This window comes from Streptomyces sp. NPDC060064 (genome assembly GCF_042736455.1).
Taxonomy (GTDB): Bacteria; Actinomycetota; Actinomycetes; order Streptomycetales; family Streptomycetaceae; genus Streptomyces.
Genome location: NZ_JBHWWF010000040.1, coordinates 18,283 through 45,165 on the forward strand (window position 1 = coordinate 18,283; position 26,883 = coordinate 45,165).

A 26,883-nucleotide genomic window follows, 5' to 3' on the forward strand; every position below is an offset into this window, starting at 1 on the left:
TGACAGCCACCTGGTCACCCCATGACAGCAGCCGGTCTGCACGTCGTCACCGATCCCAGACCGGAGCAGCTGCGCTGTCGGGCAGGATGGGCCGATGCCCGGTGAGCGCTTCTTCAACGATGACCCCGTCGACGGGAGCGCCGACGCTCCTGACCTGCTGGGGCGCCGGCAGTACGCCCGACATGCCGTCGAACTTCTTCACCAGGTGCGCGAGCAGAGCGAGTCCGGAGTCCTCGCGCTCATCGGGCCCTGGGGGTCCGGCAAGTCATCCGTCCTGCAGATGGCGATCCAGCACCTCAAAAACGCGGTCGCCGGTGCCGACACCAGCGTGTGGTCGGTCGCCGAGCTGAACCCGTGGATGTACTCGGACCTCGAATCACTGACGCTGGCGCTGTTCAGCGAGATCCGCGCCGCCCTCCCCGACGATGGCCAGTGGTCCGAACTGCGCAGGAAGGTCGGAGCGTTCGGCCAGGCGGTCAGTCCGCTGGGAAAGCTCACGGGACTGCTCGGTCTGGACTCCTCGGAGCTGATCAAGCTCGTCGCCGAACGCGTGGCCGGGGACACCAGCGCCTCGGCCGCCAAACGCACCGCCGAGACGGCCCTGCGGCAGGCGGGCCTGCCGGTGCTGGTGGTCATGGACGACCTGGACCGGCTCGCCCCCGAGGAACTGCTGGTCGTCTTCAAGCTCATCCGCCTGGTCGGCCACCTGCCGAACGTGTACTACCTGATCAGCTTCGACGAGCAGACCCTGCTGGACGTCTTGCAGCGGACCGACCTCGTCGGCTCGAACGACCAGCGCGCCCAGGAATTCCTGGAGAAACTCATCCAGGTCCGGCTCGATCTACCGGCCTTCCGTGACCGCGACATCGCCGCCATGACCACGCGTCTCCTCAACGCACTGCTGGACTCCCACGGGGTGTCCATGACCCCGGACCAGGAACGGCGCTTCTCCGAGGCGTATTTCCGCCACCTCCAGGACCGGCTGAGGACCCCGCGGGCCATCAAACGCTACTTCGGACAGGCCGGCGCGACGCTCGGCTCGCTGGCCGGGGAGGTCGACATCGTCGACTTCCTGGTCGTCACCTTCCTGCGGACCAGCGAGCCAGGCGTCTACCGGATGCTGGGACGCCACCGCGCCGAACTGACCGGCACCAGCACCGACCCGGCGCCGCACCTCAACTCCAGACCCAGTGAGCACGCCGACCGATGGAAGGAACGCCTGCGCCAGGCCGGCGTTGCCCAGGACAACCTCGACGGAATGCTCGCACTGCTGGCACTGCTGTTCCCCGCCGTCCAGCAGAGCATCGGCAACGGCAGCGACCCCCACGCCGCGGCCCGCCGACGCGGGATCGGCAGCCAGGACTACTTCGACCGGTACGTCGTCTTCACCGTCCCCGCCGACGACCTCCCAGAAGCCGTCTTCCAGCAGGCCCTCGCCCAAATGGCATCAGGGACTGAAGGCGATGAAGCTGCACAGTTGCTGCTCCGGCTCAGAGACGACACCCACCGCATCATCCGGCGCATCGACCAACTACGCGCCGACGGCATCCCCGTACCCGCAGCCGCACTGCTCCAGGCCATGGCCGACAACTACGGCCAGCTGACCGCCGACCCGGAAGCCATGGGCCTGCTGGGCGCCGACAGAAGAGTGCGCTCCATGACCCCGAGCCTCCTCCTCGACCTGCCTCCCGACCAGCGTCCCGCCATGGTGGCGGCCATGGCAGCCACACCCGATGGAGCAGTCCTCGCCACCCGAACCCTCCACAGCGCCACCAACCCCGACGACACCGCCTCCGAACACGTGACGACCACCGAACCGTGGGCGGCCCAGGCCCGCGACGCCCTCACCGGCCGCCTGGCCGAACACCTCACACCAGCCGCCGCACGGCCCGCCCCAGACCTCACCGAACAGGACGACACCCTGATCTGGATGTGGCGCCACACCGACCCCGCCGGCATCCGCACCTGGCTACGCGACCGCCTCGACCACGGATGGGAACTCCTCCCGCTCCTGGCCGCACTCATCACACCCCAGCAGTTCCCCTTCCCCCTCATCGACAACGACACCTGGACCGGCCTCGACGCCATGTTCACCCACGACGACCTCTACACCCGCCTCACACCCCACCTCAACAACTCCCCCGACACCTCACCCCCCACCGACCCACACCAGACCAACATCCTCCAAGCCCTCCGCGACCGCCGACCCGACCCACACCAAACCACCCCCGACACCCCCTCCTGAACCCACCCCGCACCCCCACAGGAACAGCCACCCCCACAACAGCCGACCCACCCCGCACAAATCAGAAAACAGCAGCCGCTTGGTCACCCCATGACAGCGAACCCACCCACGTACCGGCACCCGGACCAGGCACTCAACACCCCCACCCCGCTGACACCCACCCAATGCCACCAACGCGCCCACTCACACTTCGGGAAGGGTGTTCTCGGGCTTGGGTTACTGCTGGCTCTTTAGCCGAGGCCGCAGTTGGTGTCTTGGCTATGCCTGAACTGGCCGGGGATAGCGGCTTGGTGTGAGAGATCTGGGAAAGCAGACGGCCGCCGTGCACCAGCCATCGCGGTGGCAGAACGCTCGGGGGCGGGCATGGGTGAGATCGTCAAAGGGCTCGAGCGGGCGTTGCTGACCCGCCCCGTGCCTACGAGGGATGCCGCTGTGCGTTTCCTGCTCAGGGCGGAGAAGGGCTCCACGAAGAACGTGGCTGTCCTCCTGGGGATCTCCCAGCGCACGGTACAGAGGTGGGTCACCACCCGGCCGGGAATGCGCCGCCGTCCCAGTGCCGTGCATGCGGGGTTGATCAATGAGGCTGTCAGAGCACGGTGGCAGCCCCTGGTGCGCGCCCGCCGGCGGGCCCGGGCCGAGGCCGACGGGTTTGTCTTCCACACCAGGGCGCGGTTCGGATTCGCCGCTCCGGCAGGCTCGTCGGACGATCCGCGGGTACGGCTGATCACCCAGTACCTGTCGGGAGAAGTGGCCCGCGAGCTGTTCGCCGCCCGGGACGCCGGCGGGGGCGAGCAGCAGCAGTTGGTGATCCTCGCCCGTGCTCTGGGGCATGCCTACTTCCGGGACGGAGGCCGACGTGCTCACGGTCTCGGGATCGCCTTCACCGACGTGGAATTCGCCGATTTCTCCATCGACTGACGTGCACCTGGGGCCGGGTTCAGGACGAGGGCGGGATCTGGCGCCGTGTCAGCATCGCGTCATAGCGTTGTGCTTCCTTCCGTTCGCGCCAGTCCCACTGGATACGGCCGGTGCGCGGGCCGGCGGACGGCTGGGGCGGGCGGAGCCTGGCCGCCTCCGCTACGCGCAGCAGATGCGTGCGGTCGTGAAGGCCGGCCAGCAGATGCTGGTCCTGGCCAGGAGCGAGCCGAGCGAAGCAGACGGCGGCCTTCAGGAAAACGCGCGCCCACGGCGGCACGCGGTGGGTGGCACAGCCGTCGGTGTAGCGGGCGCGGTCATGCAGGGCCAGAGCGGCCGCCGCGTCGTCGTAGTCGCCGGGGCGGGCGGTGGCGAGCTGCTGGAAAGATGCGCCGGTGAAGAGCGCGGCGGCCAGGGCGGCGGCCAAGCGGGGGTGAGCGGTCACGGTGGCCAGGCGTCCGGCGATTTCCCGGGCTGTCTGCTCGGTGAGCGGTGCGGGTGGCGGGCGGTGCCGGAAGGTGATCGCCGGCGGCATGCACGGGGCGGTGCAGGGAGCAGGGCTGTCGTAGGAGACGAGGCGGTCCAGCACAGGCAGGGTGAGCCACCGGCCGGCTGGCCGGGCGGGCTCGTCAACAAGCTGGGGTACGGGGGCGGTCGCGCCGTAGTAGTGGCGGCGGGCGGCCTGGAAGTCGGCGGTGACGGCGTAGTCGGCCGTCTGCAGCGCCTGGTGCAGGGCGGCGGGCAGATGGGGGCGGTGGCAGACCAGGGTCAGGTGTATGCCGGTGAGGGCGCGCAGTTGCAGGAGGCGCATCGTGCGGCGGGCGGTGAGGCGGTGGGCGCGCAGGACGGTCAGCCGGGTGACGGGCAGGTCGACGTACTGGTAGGTGGCCGCGGTCACGAGGCGTCTCCGTCTTTGTCGGTGGTGGGACGTGCGGCCCGCCCGTCGGGGCCGTCCGGAGCGGGAGCGGAATCACGGCCGGACGGGAGCGGGGTGGACCGGTCCGGCGTGGCCAGCGCGGCCAGGGAAGCAGGGGTACGCCACCCGGCCGGCGGCGCGGCGGGCGGGATGAGGTCCGGCAGCGACAGCTGCGACAGGTCGGTGTCGTTGGCCTGGGCGAGTTCGGCCTCGGCCTGCGCGGTGGTCAACGCACCGAGCCGCTGAAGGGCCTCGGGCTGGTTCACGGCGGCGTAGCGCTCGCGCTGGGAAGCCTCCAGGTCCTTCTTGAGGCGGCGGGTGCGGGCGGCCCGTGGCCGCCCACTGTCCATCATCGGCCTCGCGGTCCACCGGCACGTAGGTGTGACCGTTCCACCGCCACAGACGGTTCGGGGCAAACAGGTCACGGGACAAGGCCTGCACAGCCTCACGGATCCACGGGGAACACTCTGGCCAGCCACCACGCTGTTTCATAGCGGCCGCCAGGCGCCAACGCATGATTCCGCTGATCACCGCCGCGCTGACGGGCACCGCGATCGGGTCGGCGTTCTACATCGTCTTCGCCGAGGCCGCCGAGGCCATCGCCGTCGGCATCACCATGACGTCCGTCGCGCTCCGCGTCGTGGAGATGCTGATCAGCCCGGTGCCCGTCTTCGTCGCCTTCTGCACCCGGGCCCTGAAGGCCAGGATGAAGGAACTCGCCGACGCGGTGCACGACCCCATCGACCGCTTCCTCAGCGGCTTCGGTGGTCCGGCGCCGTACGCGGTGAGGGCAGCCTGATGGCGACGACCCGGCCGCAGGGCCGCACGCACGGCCGGCCGCGGCGGCAGGTCCTGCCACCGATGACGCCCAGCCTGCAGCGCCTGGTGCAGGCGCTCGGGGACGGTCGCGGCGAGATGAAGCTGACCGACGTCGCCAAGATCACGCATTACTCGATCAGCGCCTTGTCGGATGCCACCTCGGGCAAGCGCATCCCCACGGTCACGCTGATCGAAAGGTACGCGGCCGCGTGCGGCATGGACCCGGCGCCCCTGCTGGCCCTGCGCCAGCAGGCCGTTCAGGAGAAGAACGCCGCGCCCGCGCCGGCGCAGGACGAGTCCGCCGCGTCGTCGGCCCTCGCGGTGCCCCACGCGACTGCCGAGGTCGTGCGGCAGACCATCGGCAGCATGTCGCTGCCGAAGATGCGCGGCGCCCGCCGTGAGGAGGACACGCCGCCGTCGGCCGAGCCCCCGCCGGGCGTGGTCGACGTGCACATGGCCACCCTCATCCAGCAGGCCATGGCGAGCGCGGGGCGCACCAGCGTCCCCGTGCACGTCGATCCGATCACCGGGGCGCTCTCGCTGTGCACCGTGCCCAAAGACCTCATGGAACTCCTGCGTGCCCTGTGGGCGCAGAGCGAGGTCAGCCTGCGGGAGATGGAACAGCGGGTGCGCCGCTTCGACCTCGCCATCTCCCGGAGCTCGCTGCAGAAGATCCTCAACGAAGACCATCTGCCTCCGGTCGACGTCCTCGCCGCCATCGTCGGCGCCTGTGGCAAGGCGCAGGACCAGATCGACGTCTGGCTGTACCACCGGGCCCGGCTCGAGATCGCCGAAGTACGGCACCGGCAGAGCACCGCGACCGCCAAGTCGGTCGACAGCCCCGGCAACACCGCGGCCCTCACGAGGATCTCGTACGGCACCGGCAAGAGCCTGCAGATCCTGATGGCCGCCTGCAGCCTCATGGCCGCCCTGGTGCCGCTCCTCATGCGCCGGTAGTCCACCCTCGCCCGCTCGCCGGTGGGCCCCGGAACCAGGTGGTTCCGGGGCACACCGGGTTTTCACAGAGCCCAGCGGCGCCAGTGCCGCCGGAGGTACATGAGCCGGAGGCGGTCGTCCAGCGGAAGAATCAATGCTGCACACGACCACGCTCCCGTCTGCGGCGTTGTTCCTCGAACTGCCTCGAACAGACGGTGCCGCGGGCACTCTCACGTCGCCGCAGCAGTTTGCAGAAGTCTCGATCCGCCTGCGTATCAGCTCCGCCCATGAAACGATTTCAGGTAGCGACGCTCGTGGGTCTGGTCCATGCAGTCGTCGGCGAGAGGAGCCATCCCCGCAGACTTTGTGTGTCTACCGTTGAGCACCGGGAGAGAGTGGCGTTGGGGCTCATTCTCTGGGCCGCGGCCGGCTCGTTCGACGAGTTCAGTCAGCAAGCGGGTGCCGGTGGCTCGATGATGTGCTGGGGTTCTTTCCGGAGGCCGTTTGCCTCGGCAGGTGCGTGCTTCTTCGGTTCAGGGAAGCGATGGAGTGGGGGCTGACGTTGGCCGCAGTGACTTTGGTGCACGGGATCGGGAACTTGCAGAAGGGCATGTCGTCGGATCGTGCTGCGACGCTCCTGGCCGGAGCGGCTCGGCCGAAGCTGGAGCTCGGGCTTCGCAAGGCGGGGCTGGCTCATGTCGCAATACCGGAACTGGTCATGGCCTATTACGCCGACCTGCTGGCCGATGGGATGGAGTCTCAGTCGGGGGCACCGGCCGGGGGGCTGGAATCCTTGTCGCCGGCCGAACTGAGTGTGGTGTGGGAGTGGCTGCTGGCCATGGGTGTACCGGAGCCTGAGGAGCCGCAGGCAGCGTGGCTGGCGCCGGTCCGCCAGGGCATGGCGTGGTTGATCCGCACGAAGGGTGGCGCTGAGCGGGCCCAGACATCGCGAGCAAAGGTGATGGATCGCCTTGAGCGTGTCGTCTGCGCTCTGATCCAGGAAGTGGACACCTATACGTCGCGGCCCCAGACGCGTGCAGCAGCCCGTGCTCGCGTCGCGGGTGCCCTGCAGGCGGGCGGCGGTTGTCAGGTTGTCGTCGCGCATTCACTGGGGTCGGTGGTGGCCTACGAGACGCTCCACGCTTTCCCCGAGATCAAGGTCGAGCTGCTGGTGACGTTGGGGTCGCCTTTGGGTCTTCCGGCTTTGAGTCGCACACTCGAGCCTGCCTTGCAGTACGGGAAGGGCGCCAGACCGCCGGGCGTGGGGCGTTGGGTGAATATCGCAGATGTGGGTGATCTGGTGGCGTTGCCGCCTGAGCTCGGAGGGCTGTTCGCTGTGGACGCGCATCACAGCACTGATATCGGCCTGTTCGACCCGCACACTCTCGGCGCCTACCTGAGCAACGGAATGGCAGCCGCCGCTATCGCCGCGTATCTTCAGGACTGACAGTTCATCACGCGGCATACTCCTGGGCGGTTACAGCTTGCTGGCAGGGCGAAGGCCGCAGCAGTGAGGAGGGCTGCCGCCGGTGCGCTCATTGGTCATCGGGGCCGGAGGCTCTGAAGCGGTCTTCGTCGATGAGGACGACGTAGCGCTCGGCGAGGAGCCTTTTACCTACTTGCCCAGTGTGGCCGGTGCTGTCGAGGGGGTCGCCCGTGCGCTGCACCAAGCCGGCATCGAAGCCCGTGCCCCAGTTCTGAATCCTACGGCCGACGACTTCACGAAACTGTGGGACACGGCATTGAGCAGCGCGGCTGGGCGGCCGTTGATTGTGCACTTCAGCGGGCACGGTGAGCAGCAGGAGGGCACTCTCTACCTGGCTGTTCGGGGAAGTCAGCGTGGCAGCAGACTACGGGCCACGAGCGTGGAGGTGAGTGCGCTCGTCAAAGACGCTCTGGCGGCTGCGTCGCCCGTCCTCTTTCTGCTCGACGTGTGCCAGGCGGGGCAGGCTGTCACCGAGCAGCTGGTGCGGGAGCTCATTCTGACTAGTGGTGCCACGCGTGGGGACAGGGCCCGCAAGGTGTGGATGATCGGGGCGTGCTCGGCGCATGAGATCACACAGCAGGCGGTCTTCAGCCGAGGTGCTACGGCCGTGCTGCACCGGCTCGCGGGAGGTCTGCTGGACGTATCCCCTGCCTTGGAATTCGTGCCGGTGGAGACCTTTGCGGCCGAGGTGGCACGGGAGGTTGCACGCTCGGGTGGGCTTGGCCAGTCCGTTGTGCGCACGCCCACCGATGTCGCGCTGGAGGAGGTTCCCGGGTTTTTCCCCAATCGTTCTTTCGCGCGGGACGCGCCGAGCCGATTCCTTGCCGGTGTCAGCATGGCTCTGCAGCAGCTCGCGCTGGCCGTTGACCCGGGTATTGACCTGCTGCACTTCGCGTCGCGGGCTGCTGGCAATCAACGAGTGGATGTCTGCCAGTTCTCGGGCCGCGCCACACACCTGAAACGCATCCAGGAGTGGATCGACAACGCACAGAGGGATCAGGCGAGGCTTCTGGTCATCACCGGCGGTCCCGGCACGGGCAAGTCTGCTCTGCTCGGCGTCACTGCCTGTCTCCTGCACCCCGAGCTGCGGCCGTTGAGGCGGCAGATCCGCGCGCGCCTGCCCGACTTCGATCCTCGCCCCGCGGCGAAGGTTCTCGCGGTACACGCCCGACAGCTGACGACCCAGCAGATCATTCAGTCCCTCTGCCGCCAGCTCGCGCCTCCCGCTTCCGAGACGGGGTCCGGCAACGGCGAGCCACGGCGAGAGGGCACGACCCATGCGCGAGGAGGCGTCGACGACCTTGTCACGCTGATGCGCGACAGCGGCGCGGTCGTCATCGTCCTGGACGCCCTGGACGAGGCCACCGATCCTGCTGCCGTCGTACGTGACCTCATCACGCCTCTGGTGGGCGACTCCGAACAGGAGGGCGTGCCCGGCTGCCGCGTCATGGTCGGCACACGCCCGTGGTGGGAAATCCTGAGCCAGCTCCACGAGCGCGCTTTCAGTCCGGTCGGCGACGTGCTCGCGCTTGACCCGACGACCCCGGCCGACCGGGAACGTCTCGCCGACGACCTGGCTGAATATCTGAAACAACTGCTGGACGAGCGCTACCCGGTCACCACGCCACGCGCTGTCGCCGACCGTCTCGCCACCCACGCGCAGACCGGCGCCTTCCTCATCGCTGCCCTCTTCGCCGACCATCTTGTCCAGCAGGCCACGGCCGGCCGGCCCCTCAGCGATGCCGAGATCCGCACACGTCTGCCCTGCAGCATCACCGAGGTCTTCGATCTACATACGCAGAACCTTGCCGCCACCGACCACTGGTTCCTGCCGGTGCTTCAGGTCCTGGGACAGGCCCGCGGCATGGGGATGCCGCTTGCGCTGCTCCACGAGGCGGCCCTGGCACACGCCGCTCCGGCCAGCGGCACCGGGCTGGCCCCTACGCAGGACGACACGCGCCAAGTCCTGCTCAAAGCCTCGTTCTATCTGCGAACCGCTCCGGACAGTGACCATCGTCTGCTCTATCGGTACTTCCACCAGGCCCTCAACGATCACACGACGGCTGCCATCGACCCGGTGACCATGCACAAGGCACTGGTGGCCAGTGTTCCGCTGTCTGCCGACGGTAGGCCGCAATGGGAATTTGCTCATCCGTATCTCAAGCGTCACGCCGCCGCGCATGCTCTGGCAGCAGGTGTGGAGCACTTCGATGAGCTGCTGCGAGACCCGGGATTCCTGCTGCACGCCGACCCTGACAGTCTGGTCGCCTACCTGCACCGTACGGCGACGGACACGGCCGTTCACCATGCCCACGTCTACCGCAGCACACTCCCCCAGCACCCCAAGCGCGGTGACGTCTCCAGCCGACGGGGGCTTCTCGCCCTCGATGCAGCCGCCTGGCACGATGCCTCGCTGGCCGCGGCACTTGCGCTCCGCCCGCTCGAAGACGGGAGACTGCCGGCCGTTCCGGTCTGGGCGACCAACAGCACCGCTCACCCTGCTCTCCTGCATACGTTCAGTGGACTCGCCGGGACGGCGGGGGCAGTGTCCGCCGTGGGCCCGCACCGGCGTTCAGTGGACTCGCCGGGACGGCGGGGGCAGTGTCCGCCGTGGGCCCGCACCGGGGCCGCGCTCTCGCGGTCAGCTCCGACGGTGACAGCGTCCAGGTGTGGGACATCACCACCGGCGAGCGGATCAACCGTGTCGACCAGCCGGCCCGTGCCCTCGCCACCGTCGCCTTACGCGACGGCAGCGCCTTGGCGGTAACCTCCGACGGCGGCAAAGCACAGGTATGGAACATTGTCACGGGCGAACGGGTGAGTATTCTCGACGGGGCAACTCGCTCCATCGCAGCGGTGGCCCTGCCCGACGGCCGTGCGCTCGCGCTCACCACGGACGGCGGCCGGGTCCGGGTGTGGGACCTCAGGACGGGGCAGCATCAGCGTTTCCTGCCTGCTCGCGGCCGGCCCGGTGCCGCAGTGGCCGCAGTAGCCCTTCCCAGTGGCCGTGCACTCGGCATCACCGTCGACCGCACCCGAAAGGCACTGGTGTGGGACCTGTGCACCGGTCAACACCTGATGACCCTGAGCAGCCACTCCGCCGCGGTCCGTGCGACGGCGGCCGTAGCACTTCCCGACGGCCGCGCGTTCGCGGTAACCGCCAGCGCCGGAGGGGCTGCCGTCGTGTGGGACCTTCTGACGGGCAAACAGCAATACAAATTCAACGGCCATGCCGCTGCCGTCCACAGCGTGGCAACAGTCGTGACCGAAGACGGTCGCCCTCTGGCCGTCACCACCGACCGCACCCGAAAGGCACTGGTCTGGGATCTGAGCACCGGCAAGCGTCTCATGTCGTTGACCGGCCAGCATCGCGCGGCGGATGGGGTCACCGCCATCGCTCTGCCCGACGGGCGCGCCCTCGCCATCACCGCGGATCGTGCCGGCCTTGCAACGGTGTGGGACCTGGCCTCCAGTGCCCACCCACAGCGGCCGGTGCCCGGCCACAGCAGCCCGGTGCACTCGGCACTGCCGACTACCTTGCCGCACGGCCAGGAGATCGCCATCACGTCCGGAGGCAGCGTCACCTATGTCTGGGACCTCAAAACCGGCCGCAAACTGCACACGCTCCATGGCCACGAAGGACTTCACACCGCCGAGGCGCTTGAAATCGACGGCCATGCGCTGGCATTGACCACTGACCGGCAACGGCCGGGCAACGAGCTGATCTGGGACCTTGAGACCGGCGCCTGCCTCAATCCTCGCAAGAATGCTGTCCCCGGCACCAAGCCCGGCCCACTCCACGTGGCCCTCCCCAACAAACCCGTGCTCACCATCACCACCGGGGCCGGTGGCGTGGCTCGCGTTGAGGACCGTGTCACCGGCGAGGTCGCGCGCACAGCAGCGCGTTCCCGGAAGGCGATCGATCGACGGGTGATGCTCCGCGATCCTCAGCCTGACGGGGGGTGGATCTTCTGGGATCCCGACAGCGAAACGTTGCTCAGGGCCGTGATCGGATCACCCCGATCACAACCGGTGGAAGACCTTCTCGAGCAATGGCAGAACCACCCGGCGCAGCAAGGTGCCGAGATTCGACGATGGCTGGACAGGGGCGACTTCAGGCGGGGCCTGTACGAGAGGTTGCAGGATCCACGGACGCGAACCCTCTTTCTCGAGCGTCTGTGGTGGAGCCACAACCGCTACGCCCGGTACGTCCACCGCATGGTTGAGGCCGATCTCAGCGACCCCGAAAGCATTGATGACTTGCACCGTTACCTCCACTGGGACGCTCTGGAGGCGGCACAGAGCCGAGTCTTCGCAGTCGTCGAAAACGTGCATGATGCCGAGGTCTGGGAGCTGCCGGGACATCGAGACGTCTACCGCCTGCGGCACTACACCAGTTCGGTGAAAGCGATGACCGTCACGCATCTCCCTGACGGACGCCCTGCAGCCGTCCTTGCCGACCAGGAAGGGGAGATACGCCTCTGGGACCTGACCGAAGATCGCCAGATCGGCTCCCCCCTCACCCTGCCCAGGCCAGCGCAGGTCGTGACCGCGACAACTGCTGGGCTCATCGCGGGATACGGGTCCGAGATCGCTTACCTGTCATGGAACACGAACAAGGACGGCCCGCTGAGCCCACGCTGATCACCTGGTCGGCACGCGTCAACACTTCCCGACCGTTCCCTTCAGTGCGCCGTAGCAGCGTGGGTGGCTAGCTGTATTGATCACGAGCGTTGTTGACACGCACGGTCTTGATCATGGCGAAGGCCTCCGTGTGTGGTGGAGGTGTCGAATCTTCACCGCCCGGAGGCCTTCGTGTCCCACCGTAATGCCCGGTTGACTGTCTTCGGGAGGCAGTTGCTGGTTGAACGTGTCTGTTCCGGACGGCCGGTCGCTCACGTGGCCGCCGAGATGGGGATCTCGCGGGCCACGGCTCACAAGTGGGTGCGCCGGTGGCGGGCGGAGGGCGATGCGGGTCTGCAGGACCGCTCCAGTCGGCCGCACACCGTCCCGCACCGCACGGCCGCCGCTGTCGAGGCTCGTGTCTGCGAACTCCGCCAGGCCCGCAAGCTTGGCCCGGCCCGCATCGGCCCGATCCTCGGCCTGCCGGCCTCGACCGTGCACCGCATCCTCGCCCGCCACGGTCTGAACCGGCTGGCCTGGCTGGACCGGCCGACCGGCGAGCCCATCCGCCGCTACGAGCGGGCCCGGCCCGGCGAGCTGGTCCACGTCGACATCAAGAAACTCGGCAACATCCCTGACGGCGGCGGCTGGCGCACGGTCGGCGGGACGGCCGGCGACCGCAACCGGCAGGCCACCACCGACCGGCGCAAAAGCTGCAAGCCGGTGATCGGCTACAGCTACATCCACTCCGCCGTCGACGACCACTCCCGCCTGGCCTACAGCGAAGTCCTGACCGACGAACGCCAGCACACAGCGATCGGCTTCTGGCAGCGGGCCCACGCCTTCTTCACCGACCACGGCATCACCGTCGAACGCGTGCTCACCGACAACGGCGCCTGCTACAAGTCCAAGCTGTTCACCCAGACCCTCACCGCGGCCGGCATCACGCACAAGCGCATACGGCCCTACCGGCCCCAGACCAATGGCAAGGTCGAACGCTTCAACCGCACCCTGCTCGACGAATGGGCCTACCTGCGGCCCTACACCAGCAACACCGAGCGGACCACCGCCCTGGCAGACTTCCTGCACACCTACAACCACCACCGCTGCCACACCGCACTCGCAGGCCAGCCACCCATCAGCCGCGCGAACAACGCTGCAGGTCAATACAGCTAGCTCGCTTGTCTGCCTACCGGCGCCACTCAGCACTGGGCTACCGCACCCCGATCGAGTACGAACTACTCTTTGAGCAAGACACCATCCCCGCCGTCAGTTAGCCACTGCGGCTGGAACCCAAACCGTGGGGCACGTCAACCTGTCACCCGATCGTGCAGCAGACCCGGCTGTGCCCCAGCGGTCGGTGACCGCGGTGGCGTGGCCGACCAGTCAGGGACGCATATCCGCTGCCAGGCGGGCCGAGCCTTGCACGAGTGAAGCGGTGAACCCGTGCCGCGGCACGGTGAGCACCTGTTGCGCCGGTCCCTGCTCGATGAGCTCACCGGCGTCCAGTACGGCGATCCGGGCGGCAGTCGCGGCGGTGTCGAGGTCGTGGGTGATCAGGACCAAGGCCAGTTCGGGTTCGTCGCGCAGCAGCCCGGCGAGTGTGTCGAGCAGGCTGCGTCGGGTGACCGCGTCGAGGCCGGAGGTGATCTCGTCGCAGATCAGCACCCGTGGCCGGGCGAGCAGGGCGCGTGCGAGCGCGGTCCGTTGGAGTTCGCCGCCGGACAGCCGGCCCGGCCTGCGACGTACCAGCTCTTCCGTGAGGCCGAGGCCGGTCAGGGTGTTCAGGGCCTCGGCAAGAGCCTCTTGCGGGTCCGCTCCTCGCAGGCGGACCGCTGTGCGTGCCACCTGGTCCAGGACCGGTCGGAATTCGTCGAACGCGGCCTTCGCGTCCTGGAAGACGTACTGGACCGCGGCCAGTTGCTCACGGGTCCGGGCGCGCAGGCTGCGCGGGAGCGGGGTGCCGTCGAGCAGGACATCGCCTGTGTGATCCCGGTGGAGTCCGGCCAGGCAGCGGGCGAGCGTGGTCTTGCCGCTGCCGGAGCGGCCGACGACGGCCAGGCACTCGCCCGCGCGGAGGGTGAGTTCGGGGATGCGCAGTACCTCCTTGGTGCTGCGGGTGCCGTCGCGGTGCCGCGCGGTGAGGCCACGTACCTGGAGTGCCGCGTGTCGTTCACGCGCGGACGGGCTGTCACCCGTCTTCCTTTCTGCTGCCAGGAGTTCGGCGGTCCAGGGGTGCCGCGGTGCGAGCCACAACTGCTCGGCGGGAGCCGACTCGACCACTCGGCCGCCGCTCATGACCAGAACCTCGTCGGCAAGGGCCCGGACGACGTCCAGGTCGTGGCTCAGCAGGACCACGGCGATGCCCTGCCGGGCAACCGCCGCGAGCTGGTCGACGATGCGCCGCTTCGTCAGCACGTCCTGCCCCGTGGTCGGCTCGTCCGCGACCACGGCCCTCGCACCCAGCAGTAGTGCCTGTGCCAGGACGAAGCGCTGCTGCTGGCCACCCGAGAGCTGGTGCGGATAGCGGCGCAGCAGGGACTCGCCCTCCGGGAGCTGGGCGACGGCGAGGGCCTGCTGGATGCGCGTTCGAGCGGCTGCCCGGCGCTCGGGCCTGGGCAGCGTCCGCACCTGGTCGCGGGCGATGTCCCGCAGCAGTAGGCCGACCCGGCGTGCGGGGTTGAGGACGGCGCCGGGGTGCTGGGGTACGTATCCGACGAGGCCGCCTGGTACGCGTACGTCGCCTGTCACCCGGGCACCCGCCGGAAACTCGCCGAGCAGTGCGAGGCCCGTGGTCGTCTTGCCACTGCCGGACGCGCCGACGAGCGCGGTGACCTTGCCGGGCCGGACCTGAAAGCTCACCCCATCGACGATCGCCCGGCCGCCGATCTCGACTCGTAGGTCCTTGACCTCAGCGACCGCGTTCACGCCCGTCTTCTCTCTTCCGGTGAGGCTTTTCCAGTACGGCGTCGAAGAGCAGGTTGCTCCCCATGGTCAGGGCGACGATCAGCAGGGCAGGAACCACCACGGCCCAGGGCTGGACGAACAGCCCCGTACGGTTGCGGTCCACCATCACCGCCCAGTCGGAGGCGTCCGGCGCGACTCCCACGCCGAGGAACGCCGCCGTGGCCACCAGGTAGAGCACGCCTGTGAGCCGTACGCCCGCGTCGGCGGCGAGTGTGCGCGCGATCGACCTGCCGACATAGCCGACGGCCATGCGCCACCACGTCTCTCCCTGCATGCGCAGCGCCTCGACGGCCGGGCGTGAGGCTGCCTCGGCCGCGGCCGCTCGGACGATCCGCGCGGCGTCCGGGAAGTTGACCAGGGCCACCAGCAGTGAGAGGCCCATCGCCCCCGGCGAGAAGACGGCGGCCACCAACAGGATCAACAGCAGTGACGGCACGGCGAGCAGCACGTCCACGGGCCGCATCAGCAGCTCTTCGAGCCATGTCCGGTGGGTGAGCGCGCTGACGAGTCCGAGCGGCAGGGCCACGAGGTAGGCCAGGGCCGTCGCGGCCAGGGCGACGAGGACCACGGACCGCCCGCCGAGCAGTACCTGCTGCCACACATCCCGGCCGACGAAGTCGGTGCCGAGCCAGTGTCCGCCGCCGAGCGTGAAGGAGGGCGCTCGTGGCCCGGAATCGCCCGCGAAGAGCGGCCCGAGCAGCGCGAGGGCGAGCGGTACGGCGACGATCACCAGGCCGAGCGTGAAGCGTCCCGGACGGGCGCCTGCGAGCGTTTTCATGCCGCCACCCCCGCCCGGGGTGCGAAGCGGTGGGCGACCAGGTCGGCGCCGAGGTTGAGGACGACGGCGGTCAGCCCGAAGACCACGGCGAGGCCCTGCACCACCGGAACGTCCCTTTCCGCGACAGCATTCATCAGCACCGTTCCCAGCCCGGGGATCACGTAGAGCGCCTCCACGACGATGACCCCGCACAGCAACCAGTCGACTGTCCGGGCGAGTTGCTGAGCAGCGGGCGCGATGGCGTTGGGCAAGGCGTGCACGTAAAGGATGCGGGCGCCGGAGATTCCGTAGCGGCGGGCCTGGGCGACGTACGGCGAGGCCAGCGCGTCGATCATCCCGGCGCGTACCAGGCGGGACAGTGAGCACACCGGCCGCGACAGCAGGACGAGGACGGGCAGGACCAGCGCCGCAGGGTGGGCGAGCAGATCGGTGCCGTATCCGACAGCGGTCGGCGGCAGCCAGCCAAGACGCAGGGCGAACACGGTGATCAGCAGCACGCCAAAGGCGAACTCCGGGACCGCGTACACCCCCAGCGTCACCGAACTGACGATCCGGTCCACGAACCGCCCCTCGTGGCGGGCGGCCAGTACACCGAGGCCGACCCCGGCCGGCACCAGCAGCACCATCGTGAGCACGGCGAGCAGCACGGTCGGCCCGAAGCCGTCCGCGATGTACGAGCTGACCGGCCGCCCCGAGGCCAGGGACGTGCCGAAGTCGCCGTGCAACAGCCCGGCCGTCCAGTCCGCCAGGCGTTCGTACGCGGGCCGGTCCAGGTGCAGCGCCTCGCGGATGGCCGCGATCCGCTCCGGGTCGGGCTGGTCGCCGGCGAGCGCCACGGCGGCGTCGCCCGGCAGCGCCTCGGTGAGGGCGAAGACGAGCAGCACGACGGCTGCCGTCTGCGCCACGCCGAGCAGCAGCCGCCGGGCGACCCAGGACCGGAGTGCGATCACGCCAGCCAGACCTTGTCGAAGCGCGCCCAGTCGAGGGAGTTGGCGGGCGCCTTCTGCTCGATGCCCCGGACGCTGCGGGCGGTGCCGAGGATCCAGTCGGCGAAGCCCCAGATCAGGAAGCCGCCCTCGGTGTGCAGGCGGCGCTGCATGCGCTCGTAGACGGCGGTGCGGTCCTTCTTGTCCTTGGTGGACTGTGCCTGCTGGTACAGGGCGTCGAAGTCCTTGTGCCGCCAGTTAGTTGCGTTGGTGGTCGACGCCGTGAGCAGGCGCTGGGAGATGTGGGACTCGATGGGCATGGCGCCGGAGCGGTAGGAGGCCAGGGTCCCGGAGTCGAGAATGTCCTTCCAGTAGCTGTCCTTGCTGCCGGTCCTGATCTCGATTCTCACTCCGGCCTTGGCCGCCTGGTCACGGAAGATCGCCGCGGCCTCGGTGAATCCGGCGGCAACGGGGGAGGTGTCGAGGGTGACCTTGAGCTTCTCGGCGCCGGCCTCTTTCAGGAGCTTGCGGGCCCGGTCGAGGTCCTGTTCGCGCTGCGGCAGGCTGTCGGCGTAGTACTCGTAGCCCTTGCCGAAGAGGTCGTTGCCGATCTCGCCCGCGCCGGACAGGGCGCCGTCGACCAGTTCCTTGCGGTCGGCGATCAGGAAGAACGCCTCGCGGACCCGCTTGTCGTCGAACGGCGGCCGGTCGGTCTTCATGACGAAGCCCTGCATGGCGCTGTTGCGCAGCCGCACGATCTGGATCTGCCCCTTGTTCTCGTGGGCGCGGGCGGTGGCGGGGTTGAGTTCGTGGGCGTACTCGACCTGCCCGCCGAGCAGGGCGTTGGCGCGTGCCGATTCCTCGTTGGCGACGACGAACTCCAGCTCGTCGAGGTGGGGGGCGCCGTCCCAGTAGGCGTCGTTGCGCTTGAAGACCGCGGACTTGCCGGGCGCGAAGGACACGAAGCGGAACGGGCCGCTGCCGACCGGCTTCTTGTCGAAGTCCTTAAGCCCGTCGGGGACGATGTACGCGCCGAACGCGGCGAGCACGTTGGGGAATTCGGCGGTCGGGCGCTTGAGGACGAACTCGATGGTCCGCTCGTCAAGGGCTCTGCTGGCCTTCAGGTCGATGGGCTCCAGCGACGCCTTGGCCCGGAACGCCTTCGCCGGATCGGTGATGCGGCGGTAGCTGTAGAGGACATCCTGGGCGGTCACCGGCTTGCCGTTGTGGAAGGCGGCCTTGCGCAGGGTGACCTTCCAGCGGTCCAGGCTCGCGTTCGGTTCCCACGCCGAGGCGAGCCGGGGCTGTGCGGAGAGGTCGGGGCCGTAGTCGGCGAGCTTGTCGAAGAGGGCCTTGGCGCGGGCGGCATCGGCGAAGAGGTTGGCCAGGTGTGGGTCGAGGGTCTCGCTCGCACCGCCACCGGCGAAGGCGGCGCGCAGCCGTCCGCCGCGCTTGGGCTTGCCGTCTGCCTTGGCGGGGTCGGCGGAGGTGCCGGAGCCGGTGCAGCCGGCGAGGGCGAGCGCGCCGAGTCCGGCCGCGCCTCCGGCTGCGGCGAGGAAGCCCCGACGGCGCAGGCCGGGGAAGCGGGAGTCGTTGACGGGGACGTCGTTCATGTGGGTGTCCTTGCTGTGCGAGCGGTTGTCGGCGTGGGGGGCGACGGCGTGTGGGGTTCAGCGGGCGCGGCGGGCGACGAGATGGAGCCGGTCGGCATCGGCCGTGGCGGCCGGCAGGTCCCCCTCCCGCCACGGCGGCTCCGTACGAGGACCGGGCCCGTCGTACAGGGCGATCACCTCGAAGCCGTGAGCGGCAAGGAGGTGGCGCAGTTCTTGAGGGAAGAGCAGCCGCCACGCGGAGCGCTGCTCGACCGGCGGCGATCCGTCGTCGGCGGTCCATACCCGGGTGCGGCGCAGCAGTTGCGCGGCCCGGTCCACGTGCAGGGTGGTGGTGGACCGGTAGGAGGTGCCCTGCCAGGTGAAGCCGTTGAGGGACGGGCGGTCGAGGAGTTCCGTACGGCCGAGGAAGAAGGCCCCGTTGCGCATCTCCGCGACAAGCAGCCCGCCGGGTGCCAGCGAGCGGCGACAGGAGCCCAGGAAGCCGTCGAGCTCCTCGTTGGTGTGGCAGTACAGCAGGGCACTGTCCAGGCACACCACGGCGTCGAAGGACCGGTCTGCGAGGTCGAATCCGCGCAGGTCTGCCCGGACGTACTGAGGACCGGGGTGGTGCACGCGCGCGTGCGCCAGCATCGCCTCGGACAGATCCGCGCCCACGACCGTCCGGCCGGCCCGGTGCAGATATGCGGCGTCACGGCCGGTGCCGCAGCCGATGTCCAGGACCCGCGGACCGGCCCCGTACCGCCGCAGACAGTCCTCCGCCCAGCGCCCTGCCAAGCGCGCCTCGTCGGGGAAGCGGGCCTCGTACAGGACCGGGTTGTCGGTCAGCAGGTTTGCGCTGCTCATACGTGTCTCCTCATGCCGGCACCGGTACGGGCGCCACGTGGGCGGGAAGCACTCGCCTGCGGTGCAGCCAGGCGACGCCGGTGGCGGAGGCGAATCCGAAAGCCAGACAGCACGCCCAGGGCAGCCACTGCGCGCCCGCGCGCTCACCGGCGTCCATGGCCCAGCCGACGACCGTGTTGCCCACGGCCGCGGCGATGCCCGAGACCACGTAGAACAGCCCGAAGTAGGTGCCGGTGAGCTCCGGGCGGCCGAAGCGGGGGATCAGCTCCATCACAAAGGGCTGGGCGATCATGACGCCCAGGTAGAGCAGCAGCGCTCCGGCCAGGACAGGCAGCGCGCCGAGCACCGCGTCGCCGACGCCGCCGTGCGCTGTCCCAGCCCCCGCCACCGTCATCGGCGGTATGAAGGCCAGCCCCATCAGCGTGAGCCCTGCGCTGATCCATCTCGCCCTGCTGCCCCTGCTCTTCAGCGCCCGCGTGATGCGCAGTTGCAGCCAGAGGTTGGTGAGGGTGCCGACGAGGAAGACGATGCCTGCCGCGCCGTCCCAGCCGGTGGCCCGGCGCGCGCCGTCCGGCAGCAGCAGATACAGCTGGTTCTCCATCGTGAACATGCCGACCATGGCAACGGCGAACGCCACGAAGCCGCGGTTGGCGGTCACCTCGCGCCAGTCCCCGAGGACGCTGTTCGCGGAGGGTGTGACCTCGCGTGCCGGAATCACAGCGGCCTGGGCGACCGTGAGCACCGCGAAGATCCCGGCCGCGGTGAGCGCGGAGACGCGGAAGTCGACCAACAGCAGGGCGCTGCCGAGCAGCGGCCCTATCAGGGCGCCGGTGGTCGCGAAGACGTTGAACAGGGCGAACGCCTCGGCCTTGCGCTCCCCTGCCTCCAGGGCGAGATACGCCCGTACGGCCGGGTTGAACAGCGCCCCGGCCAGTCCGCTGAGCACGGAGGCGGCCAGCAGCACCGTCAGTCCGTCGCCGAGTGCGAAGAGCCCGAAGCCGACGGTGCGCAGCGCGCATCCGGCGATGATGACTCCGCGCGCTCCCAGCCGGTCCGATGCCGATCCGCCGATGAGGAACAGGCCCTGCTGGCTGAGGTTGCGTACGCCGAGCACGATGCCGACGACAGCGGCCGACAGCCCGAGGTCTTCGCTCAGATGCACGGCGAGGTACGGGATGAGCAGGTAAAAGCCGGTGTTGACGCCGAGCTGGTTGACCAGGAGGAGCCGTATCGCGAGGGGGAAGCCGCGTATCTCGTGCCACGTCCTCACGCGCGTTCACTCTCCGCTTCGGTGCGCGGGCGCACACCGAGGCCGGGGTGGCGGCTTACCCGTACGGTGCCGTCGGCGCCGCCGATACCGGTCCACGGGTCCTGAGCAAGCAGCAGATGCCCGTCGAGGTCGATCCACCGGGCTCGGTCGGCGAGATGTACGGCGGGGGCGATGCCGAGTGTGCTGGCGGTCAGGCAGCCGAGCATCAGCTCGGTGCCGGTGCCCTCGATCAGTTCGGCGATCCGCAGTGCCGCGGTGACGCCGCCGCACTTGGCGAGCTTGACGTTGATGCCCTGCACCCGCCCGGCAAGTCGGCGAGCGTCCTCGTAGCCGACCGCGTCCTCGTCTGCGATGACCGGCAGCGGCGAGCGTTCGGCGAGTTTTGCCAGCGTTTCGGGGTCGCCGGGTGCGATCGGCTGCTCCACGGCCTCGATTCCCAGCTCCGCGAGGCGGGGCAGCAGCCTCTCCGTCGTGGAGACGGTCCAGGCTCCATTGGGGTCCAGGAGCAGCCGAGCGTGGGGAGCCGCGGCGCGCACTGCCCGTACGCGCTTCAGGTCGTCCTCGGGGTCCGGTGCCCCGGCCTTGATCTTGAGTACCGAGAAACCGTCCCGTGCCAGGCGGGCGGCCTCGGCTTCGGCCTGCCCCGGCGACGTGATGCCGATGGTGCGGGCTGTCGCCGCGGAGGGCGGGGCAGTGGTGCCGAGTAGTTCGTGGACCGGGACGCCTGCGCGCTTTCCGGTCAGGTCGAGCAGCGCCGACTCGACGGCAGCGGTCACGGCGGGGGGCATGCGGTTCGCCGACAGCGCGCCGGTACGCAGAGCACCCAGGGCGGTCTCGGGATCGCCGAACCGGGCCAGATCCAGAGCCACTTCATTCAGCAGCCGCACGATGGTGCGTGCGTCGAGGCCGTAGTACACGCTGGTGACGGCTTCTCCGCGGCCGAGTTGCCCTTCGTATTCGATGAACAGCCAGACGGCGTCACGGGCCGCCATCGTCGAGCGGGATATGCGCAGCGGCTCGGTGAGTTCGAGGTGCACGGTGCGCTGACTGACCTTCACGGGCTCTCTTCCAGACATGGGGTTCGGCGCTCCAGCGGATCGGTGACGGCGCGGCAGCGGGCCCAGCCGGTGGCCTCCACGGCCCGCGGATGCGGGATCTCGACGGGGCGCCTGGCCGCGGTGGACGGGTCGAGCCCGTGGGCGGCGGCGAAGTCGTCGTCGTAGACGCTGCCGAGATAGCGATGCGGCCCGTCGGGGAAGACGGTGGCGACGACGGCTCCCGGGTGGACGCGAGCGGCCCAGGCGGCGACAAGCGCTACGGCTCCGGTGCTCCAGCCGCCGCTGACGAAGTTGCCGACAGCGAGCCTTCGGCAGGCGTCCGCGGCCTCGGCCGGGCCGACCCAATGGACCTCGTCGAAGGCGCTGTAGGCGACGTTGCGTGGATGGATGCTGCTGCCCAGGCCGCGCATCAGGCGGGGTCTGGCGGGCTGGCCGAAGATCGTCGAGCCGGTGGCGTCCACGCCGATCAGCCGGAGCCCGGGCCAGTGCCGCCGCAGCGGTCCGACCACACCGGCGCTGTGGCCGCCGGTGCCGACGCTGCACACCAGTACGTCGAGGTGGTCCAACTGAGCGGCGAGCTCGGCAGCGAGGGAGGCGTAACCGGAGATGTTGTCCGGGTTGTTGTACTGGTCGGGCCAGTAGGCGTGCGGCAGCGTCGACAGCAGTTGGCGCAACCGGGCCAGCCGGGCGGCCTGCCATCCCCCCTCGGCCGCCGGGCGGTCGACCAGCTCCAGCCGGGCGCCGTATGCGCGCAGCAGCTGTCGCATCGAGGGCTCCAGCTCGGTGTCGCCGACCAGCACGATCGGATGCCCCAGGGCCTGACCGGCGAAGGCCAGCCCGATGCCGAGCGTTCCGGAGGTGGACTCCACCACCGGGGCCCCGGGCCGCAGTTCGCCGCGCTCCTTGGCCCCGAGCAGCATGGAGACTGCCGCTCGCGCCTTCATGCCGCCTACGCCGAGACCCTCCAGCTTTGCCCAGAAGCCGGGCTGCGGGCAGGGCAGGTCGACGGTGATACGGGCGAGCGGGGTGCGGCCGAGCAGGGCAAGCAGTTCGCGGTTGCCGGCGGGGCTGAGGACGGCCGTGGTCACAGGGCGGCTCCGGAGCGCTCACCGGCGCCGTAGCGGTGGATGATTCCCGGACCGCCGTCGAGCCAGAAGAAGGGGTACGGCTCCGCGCACACCGCGCTGACTCCGGCGCCGATGAGGCGCGGCAGCACGGCGCTGCCGGTCTGTGCGAACATCACCAGCGGCTTGCTGTGCAGCAGTGCGTGCTTCCGTAGCGGCTCGAAGCTTCCGTTGCCGAGCGTCATGCCGGAGGCGAGGACCGCGTCACAGCGCTCCAGTTCCGACAATGCGTCGGTCCGTACCGGCTCGCCCCACTCCGTGGTGCCGCCCTTGAGGTCGCAGGGTATGTACGCAAGCCCACGCGCCCGCAGCGCTTCCAGCAGCGAGTTGACCACGCCCACGACGAGCACGGTGCGTCCCGGGGTGACATCGAGCAGATCGACAACAGCCGCAGCCCTGGCCCGGGACTTGTCCAGGGAACTACCGGCGGGCAGCGGACAGGGGTGTGCTCCGCTCGCGGGTACGTGGGGCAGGACGTGCATCAGGTAGGTGTCGAGTGCGGCCACCCGCACCGGCAGCAGTTCGTGTGCCAGCAACCGCGCAACGTCCGCGCCGACGCAGTCGTCGATGGTGCTGTCGGGGAGTCCACCGGGCTCGACCGCGCACGAGCCGACGGCTTCGGCCAGCCGCAGGCTCAGCACTTCGTTGCGGTAGCCGCCGCTTCGCCCGTCGTGCCGTACGGCCTGGCGCGTGGTGAACGCCACGGCGATCCGCTCAGTCCTCGGATCGGGGCCGAAGGTGCCGCGGAGCACACGGTCGACGAGTTCGTCGTACGAGGGCGCGGTGACATCCGTGTGGGTGATGGTGGTCATCGGCCGACCACCTTCGGACAGAGCGCCGAGAGCAGCGTCTCGACCCGATCGCGGGCCCCGAGGCCCTCGGCGTCGCCGGCCATGACGTGGCCCAGGTATTCGTTGTTGCTGCCCGCTGCCTTGACCACCTTGCCGGGTTCGGAGAGCTGGAGCTCCAGCAGGCCCGCTGCCGTGCGCACGTCGTCGGCGCCGTCGATGGACTCCAGCACTCCCCCGGTGTCCGGCACCAGGAACCCGATGGCGGCGCTGCGCAGACCGGTGGCTCGTCGGCGCAGGTCCGGTTCGCGGCCGAGGGCCACGTCGACGCAGGCGGCGGCGAGGTCGATCCCCGTCACATGACGGATGAGTTCGGTGATGCGGTTACCGGCGGGGCGGGGGTTGACCTCGACCACACGCGGGCCGTCGGCTGTCAGTTTGATCTCGGTGTGCGCCACGACCCCGTCCAGGCCGAGGGCCTTCAGCGCGTGAATTGCCGTCTCCGCAGCTGCCTCGGCATCAGCGGCAGCGAGCGCCGCGGGGAACATATGGCCGGTCTCGATGAAGGCCGGTGCCCCGCTGACACTCTTGTCGGTCACCCCGACCACCTGCGCCGCCCCGGCGAACGACACGGTCTCGACGCTGACTTCCGGCCCCCCAAGGAGCTCTTCGAGTAGGACTACAGGCTCGCGGCGCTGGCCTCGCGCGTTGACGTGGAAGTCAGCGAGCGCCCTGTAGGCGCGGGCCAGCTCCGACTCGTCGTCGACGCGGCGTACGAACATCCCGGCGCACAGGTCCACGGGCTTGAGCACGAGCGGGTAGCCGATCTCCCGCGCCGCATCGGCGGCCTCGGCCCAGTCCGCGCAGACCGCGAACCGCGGCCCCGGCACTCCGGCATCGGCAAGGACACGACGGGTCGCGTCCTTGCGGCAGGCGTTCTCGACCGCCGCGGAGGAGGGGCCAGGCAGCCCCAGACGTCCGGCGATCCGCGCAGCCGTCGGAAGGTAGTAGTCGCAGGAAGTGATCACCCCGTCGAAACCCAGTGCACCGTGGGCGCGCTCGACAAAGGGCAGCAACGGCTCAATGTGGTTGGTGTCGGCAGTCAGCACGTTGTGTGCCGCGAGCAGCGGGTGCCCCGTGCCCTCAGGGGCGGAGCGCAGGTAGTGGTGCAGGTCACGGGTGAGGAAGGTGAACTCGTGCCCGCCCTCGCGGATCGCTCTTGGCAACAGCCTGCTCATCGATCCGACCCAGCTCTCGACCATCAGCAGATGGGCCACGGCTTCCTCTTCTCAGAACGCGGGTTGAACGCAGGACGCCTCGGCGGCACCCGTCCGGATGGCCCGCCTTGACGAAGCGACACGTTATCGACAATCGTTTTCATTGTCATCTGATCCAGTGTCGATTCTCTGAATGCGAGACCCGTGACTCCCGCTGTTCGCCACCGGGGCGTGCTCTGCGCCCTCGTGGCCACCGCCGCCGCCCTGGTCCCGGCCGCCCCGGTCCACGCCGCCACTGCCCCCGATCCATCTCTGCGTTTTGGTCCCTGTCCGGAGTCCATGCCGGTCCCGGCCGCCCCCGACCGGGTGGAGTGCGGATGGCTGAGCGTCCCGCTCGATTGGGAACACCCGGACGTCGGGCGTATCCGCATCGCTGTCTCGCGTGTACGCGCGTCGGGACCATCCGAGGGGCGGCGCGGCATTCTGTTGGTGAACCCGGGCGGGCCCGGCGGGCCGGGATTGGCCTACGCCGTCACCAAACGGGCCAAGCTGCCCGAGCGTGTGCGCCGCTCGTACGACGTCATCGGCTTCGACCCGCGCGGCACGGGGCAGAGCGCGCCCGCCGACTGCGGGCCGATGGGCGGCCTCTTCGACAGCCCGGGACCCGAGCCCGTACCGTTCGGCCACACTGCGGAAGAGGCGTACCTCGACTCGTTGAGGCGCATGGCGGACGACTGCGCCGCAGGCGCCGGCGACACGCTGGCGCATCTGTCGACCACTCAGACCGCCCGGGACATGGACGCCATACGCTCCGCACTCGGCGAACGGCGGATCGGCTTCCTGGGTGTCTCCTACGGCAGCTACCTCGGCGCCGCCTATGCCGCACTCTTCCCGCAGCACGTGGGGCGCATGGTGCTCGACAGCGTCGTCGGCCCAGGGGGGTGGTACGACTTCGACCTGCGGCAGAGCCGGGCATTGCTGCGCCAGCGCGACGTGTTCTTCACCTGGGTTGCCCGGTACGAACAGCGCTTCGGTCTCGGCGGCAGCGCCGGTCTGGTCCGTTCTGCCTACAGGCGGGTGCGCCAGGAACTCGCAGCCCGCCCCGGGGAGGGCATCGGTCCCGCCGAGTTCGACCGTGCCGTGTACCGGGCGCTTGGCCGCACAGAACGCTGGGAGGGCCTCGCGGCAGGCATCCGTGCGTACCTGCACGACGGCAGCACCGAACTCCTGCGCCCCGCCGCCCCCTTCGACGGTGCCGCGTCACGTACCTATGAGTCCGCGAACCGCGTCGTGAAGTGCGCGGACGGGCCCGGCCCGACGCCGGGTCGGGTCACGGCCGACCTCCGGCGCCTGCGGCGTCTCGACCCGCAGCCGATCGTCACAGGAATCGAAGCCTCGGCTTGCGCCTACTGGCACCACATACCCGCCCAGAGCACCCGGCTCGGCAGCCCCGAGGCGCCTCCGGTGCTGCTGATCGCCTCCGAACACGACCCCGTCACACCCGTCGAAGGCGCCCGACAGCTACGGCAGTGGCTGCCGGGCTCGCGCCTGGTCACGCTCCACGACGACTACTCGCACGGCATCTTCGCCAGCCGGGGCAACGCGTGCGTGGACAGCGCCGCCGCCGCGTACCTGGTCGACGGGACCGTCCCCGCGACGGATGTGCACTGCGACGGACCCGGCCTGCCGACACCCCGAGTCCCCAACGAATGAGTTCTCAGCGAAAAGGAGTTACACGATGACCGACGCCCTGCAGAACCCCGCGCACACCGCGTACATCGTGCGCCCCGCCACGGTGGCCGACGTGGAAGGAGCGCGCCGCGTGATGCTCGACACCTTCTACCGGGAATTCGGCTACGGCTACGTACCCGAATGGCACCGCGACGTCGTCGACATCGTGGGCACCTACCTGGACGACCCCCGGCATCTGCTGCTGGTGGCGGTGCACGGCGGCGAGGTGGTGGCCACGACCGGCGTGCGATCGGTCGGTCCGGCCCATCCGCCGCACCCACGCTGGCTCGCTGAGCGCTACCCGCCGGGAACGACCGCGCAGATCGTCCGTGTCTACGTCAAAGCCGAGCACCGGCGGCACGGTCTCGCGCGGACCCTGGTGCGCAGGGCATGCGGGTTCGCCGCCACAACCGCCGGCTACGACAGCATCTATCTGCACACCAACGTCCATGTGGAGGGCGCCGAAGCCTTCTGGCGGAGCATGGCCAAGGAGGTCTTCGACGCCCGGACGACCGGTGAGCACGGTCCCGGTGTCGGCACGGTGCACTTCGAGATCCCGATGCCTGAGTGACGCACGCCTGGCTGCATTGGAAATGGGATCCATTTTCATATAACGTCGGCGTCGCGC

22 protein-coding genes are annotated in these 26,883 nt (G+C 69.6%); 10 read left to right on the forward strand and 12 right to left on the reverse strand.

The window, feature by feature from the left end; translation table 11 throughout:
- Nucleotides 1-94: 94 nt before the first annotated feature.
- Together ACFWDI_RS34175 and tpg are read left to right on the forward strand one after the other, a co-directional pair.
- On the forward strand, nucleotides 95-2,245 hold the full coding sequence (locus ACFWDI_RS34175) for a P-loop NTPase fold protein (protein ID WP_385310059.1): 2,151 nt from the start codon (nucleotides 95-97) through the stop codon (nucleotides 2,243-2,245).
- Nucleotides 2,246-2,608: 363 nt separating this feature from the next.
- Nucleotides 2,609-3,163, forward strand: a complete 555-nt coding sequence (tpg, locus tag ACFWDI_RS34180) for a telomere-protecting terminal protein Tpg (RefSeq protein ID WP_385310061.1) — start codon at nucleotides 2,609-2,611, stop codon at nucleotides 3,161-3,163.
- Nucleotides 3,164-3,182: 19 nt separating this feature from the next.
- On the opposite strand, the gene ACFWDI_RS34185 is transcribed toward tpg, so the two are convergent.
- Together ACFWDI_RS34185 and ACFWDI_RS34190 are read right to left on the reverse strand one after the other, a co-directional pair.
- On the reverse strand, nucleotides 3,183-4,058 hold the full coding sequence (locus ACFWDI_RS34185) for a hypothetical protein (RefSeq protein WP_385310063.1): 876 nt from the start codon (nucleotides 4,056-4,058) through the stop codon (nucleotides 3,183-3,185).
- On the reverse strand, nucleotides 4,055-4,429 hold the full coding sequence (locus tag ACFWDI_RS34190) for a hypothetical protein (protein ID WP_385310065.1): 375 nt from the start codon (nucleotides 4,427-4,429) through the stop codon (nucleotides 4,055-4,057). Before ACFWDI_RS34190 ends, ACFWDI_RS34185 begins: the two co-directional genes overlap by 4 nt.
- Before the next feature lie 161 nt (nucleotides 4,430-4,590).
- Between ACFWDI_RS34190 and ACFWDI_RS34195 the strand changes: the two genes are divergently transcribed.
- The 6 genes from ACFWDI_RS34195 to ACFWDI_RS34220 all read left to right on the forward strand — a co-directional run bounded on the left by ACFWDI_RS34195 (nucleotide 4,591) and on the right by ACFWDI_RS34220 (nucleotide 13,116).
- Complete coding sequence (locus ACFWDI_RS34195; RefSeq protein ID WP_385310066.1) at nucleotides 4,591-4,875, forward strand: hypothetical protein; 285 nt, start codon at nucleotides 4,591-4,593, stop codon at nucleotides 4,873-4,875.
- Entirely contained in the window at nucleotides 4,875-5,852 is a 978-nt protein-coding gene (locus tag ACFWDI_RS34200) for a helix-turn-helix domain-containing protein (RefSeq protein ID WP_385310068.1), read from the forward strand. The genes ACFWDI_RS34195 and ACFWDI_RS34200 overlap by 1 nt, the downstream gene beginning before the upstream one ends.
- Before the next feature lie 550 nt (nucleotides 5,853-6,402).
- Complete coding sequence (locus ACFWDI_RS34205; RefSeq protein WP_385310070.1) at nucleotides 6,403-7,278, forward strand: hypothetical protein; 876 nt, start codon at nucleotides 6,403-6,405, stop codon at nucleotides 7,276-7,278.
- An 82-nt stretch (nucleotides 7,279-7,360) separates the two neighbouring features.
- On the forward strand, nucleotides 7,361-10,084 hold the full coding sequence (locus tag ACFWDI_RS34210) for an AAA family ATPase (RefSeq protein ID WP_385310072.1): 2,724 nt from the start codon (nucleotides 7,361-7,363) through the stop codon (nucleotides 10,082-10,084).
- A complete protein-coding gene (locus tag ACFWDI_RS34215; protein WP_385310074.1) occupies nucleotides 9,985-11,961 on the forward strand; it encodes a WD40 repeat domain-containing protein in 1,977 nt (658 codons plus the stop codon). The genes ACFWDI_RS34210 and ACFWDI_RS34215 overlap by 100 nt, the downstream gene beginning before the upstream one ends.
- 171 nt (nucleotides 11,962-12,132) lie before the next feature.
- Nucleotides 12,133-13,116, forward strand: coding sequence for an IS481 family transposase (locus ACFWDI_RS34220; protein WP_385310076.1), 984 nt, complete (start codon nucleotides 12,133-12,135; stop codon nucleotides 13,114-13,116).
- 210 nt (nucleotides 13,117-13,326) lie between these two features.
- Here ACFWDI_RS34220 and ACFWDI_RS34225 read toward each other — a convergent pair whose 3' ends face one another.
- Genes ACFWDI_RS34225 through ACFWDI_RS34270 form a run of 10 tightly spaced genes read right to left on the reverse strand, consistent with a single transcriptional unit; the run spans nucleotide 13,327 to nucleotide 24,584 of the window.
- Nucleotides 13,327-14,868: an ABC transporter ATP-binding protein gene (locus ACFWDI_RS34225; protein WP_385310077.1), complete on the reverse strand. Its 1,542-nt coding sequence runs from the start codon at nucleotides 14,866-14,868 to the stop codon at nucleotides 13,327-13,329.
- Complete coding sequence (locus ACFWDI_RS34230) at nucleotides 14,852-15,685, reverse strand: ABC transporter permease subunit (RefSeq protein ID WP_385310079.1); 834 nt, start codon at nucleotides 15,683-15,685, stop codon at nucleotides 14,852-14,854. The genes ACFWDI_RS34225 and ACFWDI_RS34230 overlap by 17 nt, the downstream gene beginning before the upstream one ends.
- Nucleotides 15,682-16,635 (reverse strand): ABC transporter permease, encoded by a 954-nt coding sequence (locus ACFWDI_RS34235; RefSeq protein ID WP_385310081.1) that lies wholly within the window; start codon nucleotides 16,633-16,635, stop codon nucleotides 15,682-15,684. Before ACFWDI_RS34235 ends, ACFWDI_RS34230 begins: the two co-directional genes overlap by 4 nt.
- A complete protein-coding gene (locus ACFWDI_RS34240) occupies nucleotides 16,632-18,224 on the reverse strand; it encodes an ABC transporter substrate-binding protein (RefSeq protein ID WP_385310083.1) in 1,593 nt (530 codons plus the stop codon). Before ACFWDI_RS34240 ends, ACFWDI_RS34235 begins: the two co-directional genes overlap by 4 nt.
- A gap of 57 nt (nucleotides 18,225-18,281) precedes the next feature.
- Complete coding sequence (locus ACFWDI_RS34245; protein ID WP_385310085.1) at nucleotides 18,282-19,067, reverse strand: class I SAM-dependent DNA methyltransferase; 786 nt, start codon at nucleotides 19,065-19,067, stop codon at nucleotides 18,282-18,284.
- A 10-nt stretch (nucleotides 19,068-19,077) separates the two neighbouring features.
- A complete protein-coding gene (locus ACFWDI_RS34250) occupies nucleotides 19,078-20,337 on the reverse strand; it encodes an MFS transporter (protein WP_385310087.1) in 1,260 nt (419 codons plus the stop codon).
- Nucleotides 20,334-21,395, reverse strand: a complete 1,062-nt coding sequence (locus ACFWDI_RS34255) for a dipeptide epimerase (RefSeq protein WP_385310135.1) — start codon at nucleotides 21,393-21,395, stop codon at nucleotides 20,334-20,336. Before ACFWDI_RS34255 ends, ACFWDI_RS34250 begins: the two co-directional genes overlap by 4 nt.
- On the reverse strand, nucleotides 21,392-22,483 hold the full coding sequence (locus ACFWDI_RS34260) for a PLP-dependent cysteine synthase family protein (protein WP_385310089.1): 1,092 nt from the start codon (nucleotides 22,481-22,483) through the stop codon (nucleotides 21,392-21,394). The genes ACFWDI_RS34255 and ACFWDI_RS34260 overlap by 4 nt, the downstream gene beginning before the upstream one ends.
- Complete coding sequence (locus ACFWDI_RS34265; protein ID WP_385310091.1) at nucleotides 22,480-23,331, reverse strand: Rossmann-like domain-containing protein; 852 nt, start codon at nucleotides 23,329-23,331, stop codon at nucleotides 22,480-22,482. The genes ACFWDI_RS34260 and ACFWDI_RS34265 overlap by 4 nt, the downstream gene beginning before the upstream one ends.
- Nucleotides 23,328-24,584: an ATP-grasp domain-containing protein gene (locus ACFWDI_RS34270; RefSeq protein ID WP_385310093.1), complete on the reverse strand. Its 1,257-nt coding sequence runs from the start codon at nucleotides 24,582-24,584 to the stop codon at nucleotides 23,328-23,330. The genes ACFWDI_RS34265 and ACFWDI_RS34270 overlap by 4 nt, the downstream gene beginning before the upstream one ends.
- 144 nt (nucleotides 24,585-24,728) lie before the next feature.
- Here ACFWDI_RS34270 and ACFWDI_RS34275 point away from each other — a divergent pair, with 144 nt between their 5' ends.
- Together ACFWDI_RS34275 and ACFWDI_RS34280 are read left to right on the forward strand one after the other, a co-directional pair.
- Nucleotides 24,729-26,237 carry an alpha/beta hydrolase gene (locus ACFWDI_RS34275; protein ID WP_385310095.1) on the forward strand — a complete coding sequence of 503 codons (1,509 nt, stop codon included), beginning with the start codon at nucleotides 24,729-24,731 and terminating at the stop codon, nucleotides 26,235-26,237.
- A 25-nt stretch (nucleotides 26,238-26,262) separates the two neighbouring features.
- A complete protein-coding gene (locus ACFWDI_RS34280; protein WP_385310097.1) occupies nucleotides 26,263-26,826 on the forward strand; it encodes a GNAT family N-acetyltransferase in 564 nt (187 codons plus the stop codon).
- Nucleotides 26,827-26,883: the final 57 nt, after the last annotated feature.